The organism is Rheinheimera mangrovi (genome assembly GCF_003990335.1).
Classification (GTDB): domain Bacteria; phylum Pseudomonadota; class Gammaproteobacteria; order Enterobacterales; family Alteromonadaceae; genus Pararheinheimera; species Pararheinheimera mangrovi.
In genome coordinates, this window is sequence record NZ_CP034683.1 from 3673793 (window position 1) to 3687486 (window position 13694).

Consider the following 13694-nt stretch of genomic DNA (forward strand, 5'->3'; position numbering starts at 1 on the left):
AATCGAATAAAACCAAAAAGCAAAGCTACAACACCAGATCTTGCGACAAAAGACAGTGTTTAAAATCAGAGTGCAGTGACTATGGCCCGACAGTTGCGATAGACAGTCCTGCCATGGACATAAAAAAATCCCGGCGCCAGGCCGGGATTTTTATCAAACTAAGGATGGCATCAGGCGCCAAACAAAGCCTTAATAATGTAGAAAAATGCGATAGCTAACGCAGCACCAACAGGCAAAGTAACAACCCATGAAATAAAGATGTTACGAATAACGCCAAGGTTCAGAGCCGCTATACCACGGGCCATACCTACACCTAAAACCGCACCCACTAAGGTTTGAGTGGTAGAGATAGGTAAACCAATACCTGAGGCAATTACTACTGTGCTGGCTGCAGCGATTTCAGCAGCAAAACCACGGCTTGGCGTCAGGTGAGTAATGTTTTCACCTATAGTACGGATCACTTTGGCACCCAAGGTCGCCAGACCTAATACGATACCCACAGCACCTAAAGGTAAAATCCACCAGTCCAACGCGACTTTATCCAGGATCTGACCACCAGACTGAATAATACCAACAACGGCAGCCAAAGGCCCAATTGCATTCGCCACATCGTTTGAACCGTGTGCAAAGGCCATACAACAAGCGGTAAACACCATCAGAATACCAAAAATGCGCTCAACGTTATTAAAGTGCATTTCTTTGTCAGCTTCCGGATCGATTTTCAGACGGCTGATGGCAATTTTACCAATCAGACCAACCAGCAGTGCAATAGCCAGACATAAAAGTAAACCTTCGCCTGTGCTCAGTTTTAGACCTACGTGTTTTAACCCTTTGGTTACAGTCACAAAAGCCATGATGAACGCGGCAAATACCATATAAAAAGGCACGTATTTTTTTGCAGCTTGCAGTGGATTATCTGTATCAAAAATCAGGCGCTGAGCACTCATAAATATAAGATAAGCCAAAATACCGGACAAAACAGGAGTGACAACCCAGCTGCCTACTATGCTGCTGACTTCATCCCAGTGCACATATTCCATGCCGACGCCAACAGAGGCGAAACCAATGATGGCACCTACAATAGAGTGAGTGGTAGAGACAGGCCAGCCAAAATGAGTAGCTACTAATAACCAGGTACCAGCTGCGAGCAAGGAAGCAATCATGCCGTACACCAACAACTCAGGTACTGCTTTAAAGGCTTCAGCGTCTACTATGCCGCTGCGGATCGTAGAGGTTACTTCACCACCTGCTAACCAGGCACCGGCAGCTTCAAAAATGGCGGCGATAATTAACGCTTGTTTCAGAGTTAAGGCTTTAGAGCCTACAGACGTTCCCATAGCATTGGCAACGTCATTCGCACCCACGCCGTAGGCCATAATAAAGCCAAACACAGCGGCAGTAATAATCAGCAATAAGCCGTATTGAGAAATAATATCCATCGTTGAATTACCTTAAGAATTAACGGGCCAACATGATTTCGAGTCTTGAACCTACTTTTAAAGCTGAATCAGCTAAATCGCCAACCCACTCCAAAGTGCGGTACAGGAACATCACATCAACCGGATTCATTTCGGCTTCTGCTTTACGAACAAATTTGCGCAGACTGATTTGCAGTTGATCGGTGTCGTGCTCGATTTCATCGATACGCTCAACCATTTTGATCACCAAATCAACTTCACGTCCGCGGAACCCAGTTTCCAGCAGCTCGTCCAACTCGTTGATGGCTTCACAGGCTAATTCAACGGCGTCGATGCAACGCTGTAAATAGGCTTTAAATTCGACCTGAATAGGCGCAGGAATTTCTAACTCGCGGCCTAAAACACGACCGGTAATATCTTTGGCTTTGTTGGCAATTTTATCCTGCTGCGATACCAGTTCTAACAAGTCCGTTCTATCGACAGGTAAAAACAGGCCACGTGGTAAATGCACACGGATATCACGTTTTAATTTGTCTGCATCTTTTTCTAAAGCTACAAGCGCCTTACGAACTTCGGCTGCTTTTTCCCAATCCCTTACAAAGACTGCATCAAAAAACGGCAGTAATAACAAGCTGGCATCAAATACCTTTTTGATGTGCTCTTCTAAAGGCTTGATTGGTGATTTCGCAAAAACCGCCAAAAAGTGATTTGGCATAAGTGTGCCTCTTGCTGTTGAGTTAATGAAAACCGGCGCGCATTGTACTGCAATCAAGATGTAATAAAAACGTCTTATACAGCAGTAATAAAAAAAGCCTGATAAACCATAGGTTTTATCAGACTTTTATGACAGCTTTACCGGTAGTTTTTTAACTACGGGCGTCTTGCTCTAACTTTTCATCATCCGCATGACGCACGTCTTTCCCCTTCACCAGGAAAACAATGTATTCAGCGACGTTTTTACACCGATCGCCGATACGCTCCATCGAACGAGCTGACCATAATACGTTCATGATCTTAGGAATAGAACGTGGGTCTTCCATCATATAAGTCATCAGTTGACGAGTGATAGCTTCGTATTCACGGTCTACTTTTTTATCTTCACGGTGTACAGCTAGTGCCGCTTCCACATCCATACGGGCAAAAGCGTCTAATACATCGTGCAGCATCTGAGCGACGTGGCGGCCCATATTGTCCAGATTAACCAGCAAATCCTGCTGCGCACTGTTAAAGGACTCCAACGCCACTTTAGCGATACGCTCTGCTTCGTCACCAATACGCTCTAGGTCAGAAATGGTTTTGATAATGGCCATAATCAGACGCAAATCGCTGGCAGCAGGCTGACGCTTAGCAATAATACGGGTGCACTCGTGGTCAATTTTAATTTCCCAGTCGTTTACCTTTAAATCGTTGGCAATCACCTGGCGAGCTAAATCAGCATCACTGCTAGCAATAGCGTTCAGTGCATCCGCCAGTTGCTGCTCGATTAAGCCACCCATTGCCATCACATGGTTGCGAACCTGTTCAATTTCTTCGTTAAACTGGCTGGAAATGTGTTTTGTTAAATTCATTTTGTCCATCGCACTCTCCTCCAATACCCTAATGTCTTGCTGCAACTACAATTACTTTGGGTATTAGTTTAATTAATTAACCAAAACGGCCTGTGATGTAATCTTCAGTTTGTTGCTGCGATGGATTGGTAAACATCTTATTGGTGGCATCAAACTCAATTAAATCACCCATATACATAAAGGCAGTATAGTCGGATACACGGGCGGCCTGTTGCATATTGTGGGTAACAATCACAATAGTGTATTTATCTTTGAGCTCATAAATCAGCTCTTCAATTTTCAGCGTGGAAATTGGGTCCAAAGCTGAGGCTGGTTCATCAAGCAATAACACTTCTGGTTCTATTGCTATAGCGCGGGCAATGACCAAACGTTGCTGCTGACCACCAGACAAACCAAAAGCATTGTCATGCAAACGATCTTTGACTTCGTTCCATAAGGCAGCACCTTTTAATGAAGTCTCGACCACTTCATCCAGAATGCGTTTGTCTTTCACGCCTTGTAAGCGCAGGCCATAGGCTACGTTTTCATAAATGCTTTTTGGAAATGGGTTAGGCTTCTGAAATACCATACCGACCTGACGGCGCAGCTCTGCCACGTCAATTTTCGGATCATAAATATTCTGGCCGTCCATTAAAATTTGGCCTTCAATACGGCAGATATCTACTAAATCGTTCATCCGATTAAAACAGCGCAGCAATGTGGATTTACCACAGCCTGAAGGGCCGATAAAAGCCGTCACACGTTTTTCCGGGATTGTCATATTGATGCTTTTTAACGCCAGCGAATCACCGTAGTACAGTTTCAGATCATTGACCTGAAGCTTGATTTTTTCATCCGACAGTTTCAATTCGGTCTCTACTGGTGGAGCTGTTAATTTATCTTGATTCATCTTCATTACCATTCTGTGAAATTCTGTGTTTTAAGGCCTGCCTGCGCAGGCCGGATGCTTTCTAATCTGTGTCACTGCGGTATTTTTCACGTAATCTGTTACGCATATAAATAGCCGCCATATTCAGCACCACAATCAATAACACCAACACCAGCGCTGTCGCATAGAGCAGAGGGCGCGATGCTTCGACGTTTGGACTCTGGAAACCCACATCAAACACATGGAAACCTAAGTGCATAATTTTCTGATCTAAATGAATGAATGGGAAGTTGCCATCTATAGGTAAAGTTGGAGCTAACTTCACTACCCCCACCAACATCAGCGGCGCTACTTCACCTGCAGCACGAGCTACAGCCAAAATTAAACCTGTCATCATAGCCGGAGTAGCCAGTGGCACTACGACCTTCCATAAAGTCTCAGATTTAGTCGCGCCCAAGGCCAGGCTACCCATACGAATAGTACTTGGAATACGGGATAAACCTTCTTCAGTCGATACAATCACCACTGGAAGCGTAAGCAGCGCCAGCGTTAATGAAGCCCAGAATAAACCCGGAGTACCAAAAGTCGGACTTGGTAACGCTTCAGGGTAAAACAGCTGATCGATGCTGCCCCCCATAATGTACACAAAGAAACCTAAACCAAAGACACCATAAACGATTGAAGGTACGCCAGCCAGGTTGTAAACCGAAATCCGGATGATCTTCAGCAGCGGACCTTGTTTGGCATATTCACGCAGGTAAATGGCTGCCAGTACACCAAAAGGTGTAACGATAATGGCCATTAAGATAACCATAGTGACAGTACCAAAAATGGCAGGGAAAATACCGCCTTCGGTATTGGCTTCACGTGGCTCTTCCGTCAGGAAGTTACCAATGCCTTTGACATAGTGTTTAGTTTTTTGCCAGACCGACATATCGTTAGGTGCATAAGCATGCACAATATTAGCCAGTGACACTGTCACTTCACGGCCTTCCGCAGAGCGAACCAATAAACTGTCACGGTTGGATTCTGCACGAAGTTGATCCAGTTTTTGTTGGATCACTTCGTATTCGTCACTCAGCACTTTATTTTCTGCAGCAGCCTGAGCTTTAAACTCTGCCATTTCAGCGTCAGACACTTTATCCAATACCAGACGGCGTTCAGTTAAACGCAACTTTTCAATCTGGTTGTTGATGCGGCTGATGTCATTTTTTTCGATATCTTTCATTTGCTGGAAGATAAGGTTGGCACGCTCTACACGTTTGAGCAGCTCAGGCCACATGGCCACACCTTCAGCAATCAACGTCTCGCCTTCATTGAGTTTCAGCGGGAAACCATAAAAGTTACCACGTTCACGGCGTTCCAATGCAATAGCACCTTCAGGCACAGTCCAGCCACTGATTTCATAATCCATATACCAGGAGAAATCACGACCATACACATCGCGGTTACCTACTTTCACCAGATAACGGGTCACAGCTTCCAGCTCTGCTGGCACTGTAGCACCTGATTCACGCAGCCATCACAGCTGATACTGTTTCAGAACGAACCAGCTCACCCATAATGACTTTTTTCTGGCCGGATTCAGGTGTCCATTCTGTTTGCTGTAAATCAGCAGGCCAGAAATGACTGCCACCACGCACCACAATCAAACCTAACACACCCACGACCATCACCAGACATAAGGCGATGGCACCAGCGTTTAACCAAATCCAGGGAGTCCCTGATCTGAACCAGGCTCTTACGCCAAATAAAGATTTCATCAAAGTGCCCCTTAATTACAGATTGCTGAAGCGTTGACGTAAACGCTGCCGTATTACTTCGGCGAGGGTATTAAATACAAAGGTAAATACAAAGAGCACCAGCGCTGCCAGGAACAACACACGGAAGTGAGTGCTACCAACTGCAGTTTCAGGAAGCTCAACCGCTATATTGGCGGATAAAGTACGCATACCTTCGAAGATATTAAAGTTCACCACTGGGCTATTACCTGTGGCCATCAGCACTATCATGGTTTCACCCACAGCACGGCCAAAACCCACCATTACCGCAGCAAAAACACCTGGACTTGCTGTTGGCAGAACCACACCCACCATGGTTTGCCATGGCGTGGCGCCCAAAGCTAAAGAGCCCTGGGTTAAGTGGCGAGGCACGTTAAAAATGGCATCTTCAGCAATAGAGAAGATATTTGGAATAACAGCAAAGCCCATAGCGATCCCCACAATCAGCGCATTACGCTGGTCGTAGTTAATGCCATTGTCAGTAAACCACTGACGTAAGCTGCCATCAAAAAAGGTGTTGTCAATCATTGGGCTGGCACTAATAGCCAGATAACCAAACAGAATAATCACAGGCACTAAAAACGCGGCTTCCCAGCCTAAACCGAAACGGTTACGGATGGATTCCGGCATATAACGCCATAAGTAGGCCGCAGCAAGCATCATAAATGGCATCAGGAACAGTATGGCAAATACGGCGCTTAAATACTCTTCAATAAAAGGCGCTAACCATAAGCCCGCCAGGAAACCCAAAATAACTGTAGGTAAAGCCGCCATAATTTCGATGGTAGGTTTTACCTTGCCGCGCAGCACCGGCGTCATAAAATAAGCGACGTAAATCGCGCTCATAATAGCCAGCGGAGTGGCAAACAACATGGCAAAGAAGGCTGCTTTTAAAGTACCTATAGCCAATGGCACCATGCTCATTTTCGCTTCAAATTCATCAGAACCAGCAGAAGCCTGCCAAATATAACGAGCTTCATCGCGGCCTTCGTACCATACCTCGTTCCACAGTGCTTTGTAAGACACATCAGGATGGGCATTTTCCAGCTCAAACTTATGCATCTGACCTTTGTCATCCAGCATCAGGAAATTGGTATTGATGGGCGATATAGCAATTTGTTTTGCCACCAAGCCATCATCAAAGCTTTCTAAAAACAAAGTGCGGGCTGAAGTACCGTAATGAATGCCTAAATGACCTTTATCATCTATGGCCATAAAACCTTTACGGGAGTATTCAGATTCAATTTGAGTGATAGCACCAGGGTGCTGTTCAAAATCACGAATTTGTTTTAAGTCGAAGTTGTTGTGCTTATCGCGCACTAAAAACCACTGACTTAAGTCACCGCTAGAAGAACCGACCACCAAAGACACAGTACCAACCAGAAACTCCATCGCCGTGATTTGGTCACCAGAAGCCACCGCATTGACACTTTGTACTAAACGCGCCTGTTCAGGGTTATTAATGGCGTAATAGTGAATATGTCCTGCGTTATCCGCGACAAACAAATTCTGAAAGGTATTGTCGATTAGAATTTTTCTGGCAGAAGCTGGAGCATCTGGCAAGGTGTAATCGGTGCGGACTACTGTGGTTTCGCCAGTCAGAAACACAGTTTCAGCCACCATATTCGACAACACTAAGCGACCGTCAGCTGTATAGGCACTTAGCATCCGGTTTTCGTCTTTTTCCTGAATCGCAACAGCCAGTAAAGCCTGGCCCTGAGCATCCACCTGCACAGGCGCCTCACCTAACGGAAAGCTGACCTTAGGATTGACCTGACGCTGGTCATTTGGATAACTCAGCAGGTATTCATGTTTGGCAATTAAAGCCTGACCGTTGGATAAACCCAAAATAATGGTACCGGTACGAGGGTCAGCTTTACCAAAAGCGGTCACTGTAGCGCCAGCAGGCAAAGCCAGCTGGACCTGCTGCTTCAACTCACCTGTATTGGCATTAAAAAATTGCAGCTTTGCATCTGATGTAATGGTTAAACCCACTTCACCGTAACGCTCAATATTGCTGTGTAGTGGTTGTGCTGCAGGGCTTTGATAGCTGGTTTCCTGCTCGACTGAAGCTGAGGAAAATAAAGGCCCAACTTCAGAAAACAGATAAACAAATATAGTGGCAAAAGCCAGCACCACACTGATGCCGGCAAAGCTGATGCCATATTTGGAGATTTTATCTTTAATAGCACGCCAGCGCCGTAATCGGGCCCGACGTTCACCAGTTGGCAGCAAAGAACGCGGCGAATCGCCGGCTGACTGCTGACTTGGATGGGTTGAGTGCATAGTTGCGATACCACCAGTTACTTTAAGATGCTGGCAACTATAGTAGAGTTTTATGACGGAAATATTACAGAGCGGCTTTTTGTCATATAAATGACATATTTAAAATGCAAAAAATTCCATCATCTGGAATCAATAAAACAGCCTTAGTTGTGGCTCTCAGAAACAAACAAGGCACCTTAGGGTGCCTTGTTTTTGACATACTAGTTTATTTAATACCTAAGTCAGTCAGAGCCTTAGCTGCTACTGAAGCAGGTACTGGCACATAGCCGTCATGAGCTACGACGTCCTGACCATTTTTCGACAATACGAAACGAACAAACTCACGCTCTAAAGGCAGCATTTCTTTGTTTGGGTGCTTGTTGACATAAACATACAGGAAACGCGACAACGGGTATTTACCATCTAAGGCGTGGTCTGCATTTGGTGCATAAAACGGCTCACCTTCTTTTTTCGCTAAAGGTAAAGCTTTTACGCTTGATGTGATATAGCCGATACCTGAATAACCAATACCGTTGATGGATTCACTGATACCCTGCACTACTGAAGCAGAACCAGGCTGCTCGTTGATGCTTGACTTAAAATCACCGCCACATAAAGCAACATCTTTGAAGTAACCATAGGTACCAGAAACGGCGTTACGGCTGTAGACAGTGAAATCACGGTTTGCCCAAGCGCCTTCCATACCTAACTGACCCCAACGAGTCACGTCTTCTTTGTAACCACATTTACGGGTTGCAGAGAAAATTGCGTCCACCTGAGCAATAGTTAAACCTTTTAACGGGTTGTCTTTGTTCACGTATACAGCTAACAAGTCGATAGCCACAGGAATAGCCATTGGCTTGTAACCGTATTTGGCTTCGAAATCCTGAACTTCAGATGGCTTCATCGCACGGCTCATAGGGCCAAAGTTTGATGTGCCTTCAGTTAAAGCGGTAGGAGCAGTAGAAGAACCTGCGCCCTGGATTTGAATATTCACGTTCGGGTATTGCTTACGGAATTCTTCAGCCCATTTGGTCATCAGGTTGTTCAGCGTATCAGAACCAATGCTGGAAATATTGCCTGAAACACCAGTGGCTTTTACATAAGCTGGTAATTTAGGGTCAGCTTCGATAATGGCAGCCTGAGCTGTCAGACCTAAAGTGGCTGCAATCAGACTTAATGAAGTTAATAACTTTGCTACTTTCACGTTGCTCTCCTCACAACAGACCAATGCCTGTTCGTGGTTCAGGTTGTTTTCTGAGGCTCATCATAAGAAAGAAATATGACACTAATATGACGAAAGGAAAGAACGTCTTTTGAGCTATGTCAGTTTTTTTGCTATTAGCCGGGAGAATTGCGACGACTAGACTGTCAAAAATTAGCCAGAGGTCTACAATGGGTGAAGCTAAAGTTAGCTAACTCACTGTTTTTCGAAGTTCTTTTCAATTTTTATCAGATTTGACTTTCCAGGAGATGTGAAATGAAGCAGTTGATTTTAACTGTTATAGGTCAGGATAAAGCGGGTTTAGTAGAACAACTCGCCACAGTAATTGCCAGTCATCAGGGCAATTGGATGGCTAGTAACTTAAGCCATTTAGGTGGCTATTTCGCTGGTATATTGCAACTGGAAGTCTCTGAAGAACATGTATTTGCGTTAACCACAGAGCTGGAACGCATGTCGGATCTGGATATTAAAATTCAACAAGGCTTAGACTCTGTCATTCATCCGGATAAACAACTGCAGTTTGTCATCACTGGTAATGATAGGCCTGGCATAGTGCGCGAGTTGTCCAGCGTGATGAAACACAAAGGCGCGAATATTATTCATTTTGAAAGCTCCAAACAAAGCGCTCCCAACTGGGGTGTCCCCTTGTTTCATGCGATAGCCACAGTAGAACTGCCTGCAGGTCTGAACAAGGACGAAGTGGTGAAAGCTCTGGAGGCTATAGCCTCTGACGTTGTAGTAGATATAGAACATTAAGCCGGTTGAAGAAAAAAATATTCCTGTAACAGAGGATCAAGCGCTTGATCCTTTCATCAGTCTGTCATAAAACTGCCATAGAGTAGCTCCAGAACCCGATATGGAGCGCGTTATGGTCTTTACAGAGCTAATACATACTGTGAGCGATACGAATTATTTTCCCCGCGAATTAAGCTGGCTGTCTTTTAATGGCCGAGTGCTGCAGGAAGCGGCTGACGAACGTAATCCTTTGATCGAGCGTTTACGTTTTTTAGGTATTTATTCCAACAACATGGATGAGTTTTTCCGGGTTAGGGTGGCTGACGTTAAACGTCGTATTCTGTTGAAAAAATACCATGCCAACGAGCAGGAAGACGCGGAACAACTGCTGCACGATATTCAACATATAGTGCTGAAACTGGGTGAGCGTTTTAATAAAATTTATGACGACTTACAGCAGGAACTGCGCAAACACAATATTGAGCTGATTGACAACTTTAAGCTGACTGATGCGCAGGCTCAGTGGGTCAAACGATTCTACCGTACTGAAGTACAACGGCATTTATCGCCTATTATTTTGTCAGCTGAAGAAGTTAAGCTGGCGAAACATTTACAGGACAATGCCACCTATCTAATGGTGGAAATGACAGGATCGAACAAAGCGGAATACGCTATAGTGCAGGTACCTACAGATGCCATGTCGCGTTTTGTTGAATTACCACTGCATCTGAATAAAAGTAAAAAGAGAGGCCGCTTCCGTCGGCAGATTATTTTACTCGACGACATCATAGTGCACTGCTTAAAAGACTTGTTCGACGGCTTTTTTGAATTCTGTGAAATTCAGGCGTTTTCCCTGAAATTAACCCGCGATGCCGAATACAACATCAGCGATACGCTGGACCAGTCGCTCATTGACAAAATGTCGAAAGGCATTAAACAGCGACTGAAATCAGAACCTGTGCGTATGGTATATGACAGCCATATGCCTGAGCATATGTTAAAAATGCTGAAAAAATTACTTGGCTACAGCTCCTATGACTCTTTAATCCCAGGGGGTAAGTACCGGAACTTCAAAGACTTTATTGGTTTTCCGAACATAGGCCATCCGTCTTTAGAATTCCCTGCGATGCCGGTACTAAAAAGTCCGGAGTTTGAGCGTCATACCACCAGTTTTGAGGCTATTCGCACTTCAGATATTTTGTTGTATTACCCCTACCATAGCTTTGGTTATTTTACCGAGTGGGTGCGTCAGGCCTCTTTTGATCCTAAAGTCACCGCCATCAAAATGACCATGTACCGGGTGGCTAAAAACTCACGGGTGATCCATTCCTTGCTTGATGCTGTGCGTAACGGTAAACAGGTGACAGTAGTCGTCGAGCTCAAAGCCCGTTTTGATGAAGAAAACAATATCAACTGGGCAAGGCGCATGACTGAAGCTGGTATTGAAGTTATTTTTGGCCTGCAAACGTTAAAAATTCACTCCAAGCTATGTTTAATCACAAGGCTGGAAAAAGGTAAAACCGTGAAGTTTGCCCATATAGGCACTGGCAACTTTAACGAAAAAACCGCCCGCGTTTATACAGACATGAGCTTATTCACCTGCCACGCTGAAATTTGTGATGAAGTGGATCAGGTGTTTGAATTTATTCAGTACAGCTACAAACCCTTCCAGTTTAACCATTTGGTGGTATCCCCCACCTGGAGCCGACCTAAACTCTGCGCGTTAATTGAGCGGGAAACCAACTTCGCTATTTCAGGCCGTAAAGCCGAAATTATATTAAAAATTAATAACCTGGTAGATAATCAGATTGTTGATTTACTCTATAAAGCCAGTATGGCCGGGGTAAAAGTTCGCATTATAGTGCGCGGCATGTGCTCTTTGATCCCGGGTGTAAAAGGCCTGAGCCACAATATTCATGTGGTGAGTGTACTGGACAGATTTCTTGAGCACGCCAGGGTCTATGTATTTAACAATGGCGGTGAAACGGATCTATATCTCTCGTCAGCGGACTGGATGACCCGCAATCTGGATCAACGCGTAGAAGTGGGCGTGCCCATTTACGATGCAGCTATTAAACAACAAATTATGACCACTCTGGACATCCAGTGGCATGACAACGTCAAAGCTCGGATTATCGATAAAGATCAAAGCAACCACTATGTAAAAAGAGGCAATAAGCGTAGCATTCGCTCCCAACAGGAAATCTACGATTATTTTGCTCAGTTGCAGCAATCCACTCAGGCCGGAACATGACCCACTGGACCAACGCAGACACGACTAGCGATACACAAAAAGCCGCTTATATGGCAGCTGTTGATTTAGGCTCCAACAGCTTTCATATGGTGATAGCCCGTGTGGTTGATGGTGCTTTACAGCTACTGCACCGTGAAAAACAAAAGGTCCAGTTGGCCGAAGGTTTAACAGAAGATTTACTGCTCACCGAAGAAGCCATGTTACGTGGTCTGGCTGTACTTGCTCAGTTTGCTGACACCTTACAACCAGTACCAACTGAATCGGTGCGGGTGATTGCCACCTACACCTTAAGAAGGGCCAAAAACAGCGCTATGTTTTTACGCCGTGCCCAGGCTGTATTCCCTTTCCCTATTGAAGTGATTTCAGGACAGGAAGAAGCGCGTTTTATTTATCAGGGTGTGGCCCATTTTGAACATTATCAGGGCCGTCGTCTGGTGATGGATATTGGCGGAGGCAGCACCGAATTTGCCATAGGTGAAGGTTTTCAGCCGCTAAAACTGGCCAGTCGCAATATGGGCTGTGTCAGCTACGCCCAGTTTCATTTCCCCACTGGCCGAATCAGTGCCAAGAAGTTTGAACGGGCCATTTTACAAGCCGAACAGGAACTTGAACCTATAGTCTCAGCGTACCGCGAAACCGGCTGGCAACAAGCTGTTGGAACCTCGGGTACCATTAAAACCATCCGCGACATTATCCTTGGTTTAGGCTGGCATCCGGCTTGTATTGAATACGAACATCTGCTGCAGTTGAAGGACTTGCTGGTGTCGCAGGAGAACAGTGTTCAACTGGATTTACCAGGCCTGGCTGATGACCGCAAACTCCTGATTTGTTCCGGATTAGCTATTCTGATTGCGGCTTTTAATATGCTTGGCATTTCGCAAATGTATTATGTCGATGCAGCTTTGCGTGAAGGTGTGCTGTATGAAATGAGCGACCGTCTGCACCATCACGATATTCGCGAACATACCATTCAAAGTCTGATTAAAAGATACAGCATAGACACAGCTCAGGCTGACAGAGTGCGCAGCACAGCGCTGGAGCTTTTTGCTCAGTTGCGGACTAGCTGGCAACTGAATGATGAAATGGCCGATTTATTGAGCTGGGCTGCCACTGTGTATGAGATTGGCCTGCATATCAATTCCTCCAGCGTACAACGGCATTCGTCCTATATTTTGAAAAATGCCAATTTGCCTGGATTTAATCAGGAACAACAACAGCTCATCGCCACGCTGGTGCGCTCACACCGCCGCAAAATAAAAAGCGAAGATTTGTCGCAGTTTTATTTATACAGCGCAAGTACAGTAGTGTCTTTACTGGTACTGTTGCGTCTGGCAGTCCTGTTGAATCAGAAACGCCGCGATGACTTTTTGCCACTACTGCAAGCCAAAGGCCAGAATCAGCAATTGTCTTTGCAGCTGCCAAAAGAGTGGCTGGAACAACAACCCTTATTAGTTGCTGACCTCCAGCAAGAGCAATTGCATCTGAAAAAGATTGCCTTTGTGCTCGACTGCCCCTATTTAGTAGAGTGCAGTTTGCAAAGTCCGGGGTTTGATCCATCCAGTCTGGATGAGGAGTAATCA

9 protein-coding genes and 1 pseudogene are annotated in these 13694 nt (G+C 45.2%); 3 read left to right on the forward strand and 7 right to left on the reverse strand.

Features of this window, described 5'->3' with window-relative positions; all coding sequences use genetic code 11:
• Nucleotides 1-170: 170 nt before the first annotated feature.
• The 7 genes and pseudogenes from EK374_RS16695 to EK374_RS16725 all read right to left on the reverse strand — a co-directional run bounded on the left by EK374_RS16695 (nt 171) and on the right by EK374_RS16725 (nt 9107).
• On the reverse strand, nt 171-1439 hold the full coding sequence (locus tag EK374_RS16695; protein WP_127025681.1) for an inorganic phosphate transporter: 1269 nt from the start codon (nt 1437-1439) through the stop codon (nt 171-173).
• 19 nt (nt 1440-1458) lie between these two features.
• The gene (locus EK374_RS16700; RefSeq protein ID WP_127025682.1) at nt 1459-2133 is read right to left on the reverse strand and encodes a TIGR00153 family protein; all 675 of its coding nucleotides are present in this window, start codon (nt 2131-2133) and stop codon (nt 1459-1461) included.
• Between the two features lie 151 nt (nt 2134-2284).
• Nucleotides 2285-2995, reverse strand: coding sequence for a phosphate signaling complex protein PhoU (phoU, locus tag EK374_RS16705; protein ID WP_127025683.1), 711 nt, complete (start codon nt 2993-2995; stop codon nt 2285-2287).
• 67 nt (nt 2996-3062) lie between these two features.
• Entirely contained in the window at nt 3063-3875 is an 813-nt protein-coding gene (gene pstB / locus EK374_RS16710) for a phosphate ABC transporter ATP-binding protein PstB (RefSeq protein WP_127025684.1), read from the reverse strand.
• Between the two features lie 61 nt (nt 3876-3936).
• Nucleotides 3937-5617 (reverse strand): annotated as a pseudogene (pstA, locus tag EK374_RS16715) (phosphate ABC transporter permease PstA).
• A gap of 15 nt (nt 5618-5632) precedes the next feature.
• Nucleotides 5633-7921, reverse strand: coding sequence for an ABC transporter permease subunit (locus tag EK374_RS16720; RefSeq protein ID WP_127025685.1), 2289 nt, complete (start codon nt 7919-7921; stop codon nt 5633-5635).
• A gap of 205 nt (nt 7922-8126) precedes the next feature.
• Nucleotides 8127-9107: a PstS family phosphate ABC transporter substrate-binding protein gene (locus EK374_RS16725; protein ID WP_127025686.1), complete on the reverse strand. Its 981-nt coding sequence runs from the start codon at nt 9105-9107 to the stop codon at nt 8127-8129.
• Nucleotides 9108-9380: 273 nt separating this feature from the next.
• Here EK374_RS16725 and EK374_RS16730 point away from each other — a divergent pair, with 273 nt between their 5' ends.
• The 3 genes from EK374_RS16730 (at nt 9381) to EK374_RS16740 (ending at nt 13691) form a co-directional block, all read left to right on the forward strand.
• The gene (locus tag EK374_RS16730; protein ID WP_127025687.1) at nt 9381-9881 is read left to right on the forward strand and encodes a glycine cleavage system protein R; all 501 of its coding nucleotides are present in this window, start codon (nt 9381-9383) and stop codon (nt 9879-9881) included.
• A gap of 112 nt (nt 9882-9993) precedes the next feature.
• Nucleotides 9994-12114 carry a polyphosphate kinase 1 gene (gene ppk1, locus EK374_RS16735; RefSeq protein ID WP_127025688.1) on the forward strand — a complete coding sequence of 707 codons (2121 nt, stop codon included), beginning with the start codon at nt 9994-9996 and terminating at the stop codon, nt 12112-12114.
• The gene (locus EK374_RS16740; protein WP_127025689.1) at nt 12111-13691 is read left to right on the forward strand and encodes a Ppx/GppA phosphatase family protein; all 1581 of its coding nucleotides are present in this window, start codon (nt 12111-12113) and stop codon (nt 13689-13691) included. Before ppk1 ends, EK374_RS16740 begins: the two co-directional genes overlap by 4 nt.
• The last annotated feature ends 3 nt before the right edge of the window (nt 13692-13694 follow it).

Coding starts and splice junctions, on each gene's coding strand:
- EK374_RS16720 (WP_127025685.1), bottom strand. CDS start 7,921: ATGCACTCAACCCATCCAAGTCAGCAGTCAGCCGGCGATTCGCCGCGT.
- EK374_RS16740 (WP_127025689.1), top strand. CDS start 12,111: ATGACCCACTGGACCAACGCAGACACGACTAGCGATACACAAAAAGCC.
- EK374_RS16730 (WP_127025687.1), top strand. CDS start 9,381: ATGAAGCAGTTGATTTTAACTGTTATAGGTCAGGATAAAGCGGGTTTA.
- EK374_RS16695 (WP_127025681.1), bottom strand. CDS start 1,439: ATGGATATTATTTCTCAATACGGCTTATTGCTGATTATTACTGCCGCT.
- phoU (WP_127025683.1), bottom strand. CDS start 2,995: ATGGACAAAATGAATTTAACAAAACACATTTCCAGCCAGTTTAACGAA.
- EK374_RS16700 (WP_127025682.1), bottom strand. CDS start 2,133: ATGCCAAATCACTTTTTGGCGGTTTTTGCGAAATCACCAATCAAGCCT.
- ppk1 (WP_127025688.1), top strand. CDS start 9,994: ATGGTCTTTACAGAGCTAATACATACTGTGAGCGATACGAATTATTTT.
- pstB (WP_127025684.1), bottom strand. CDS start 3,875: ATGAATCAAGATAAATTAACAGCTCCACCAGTAGAGACCGAATTGAAA.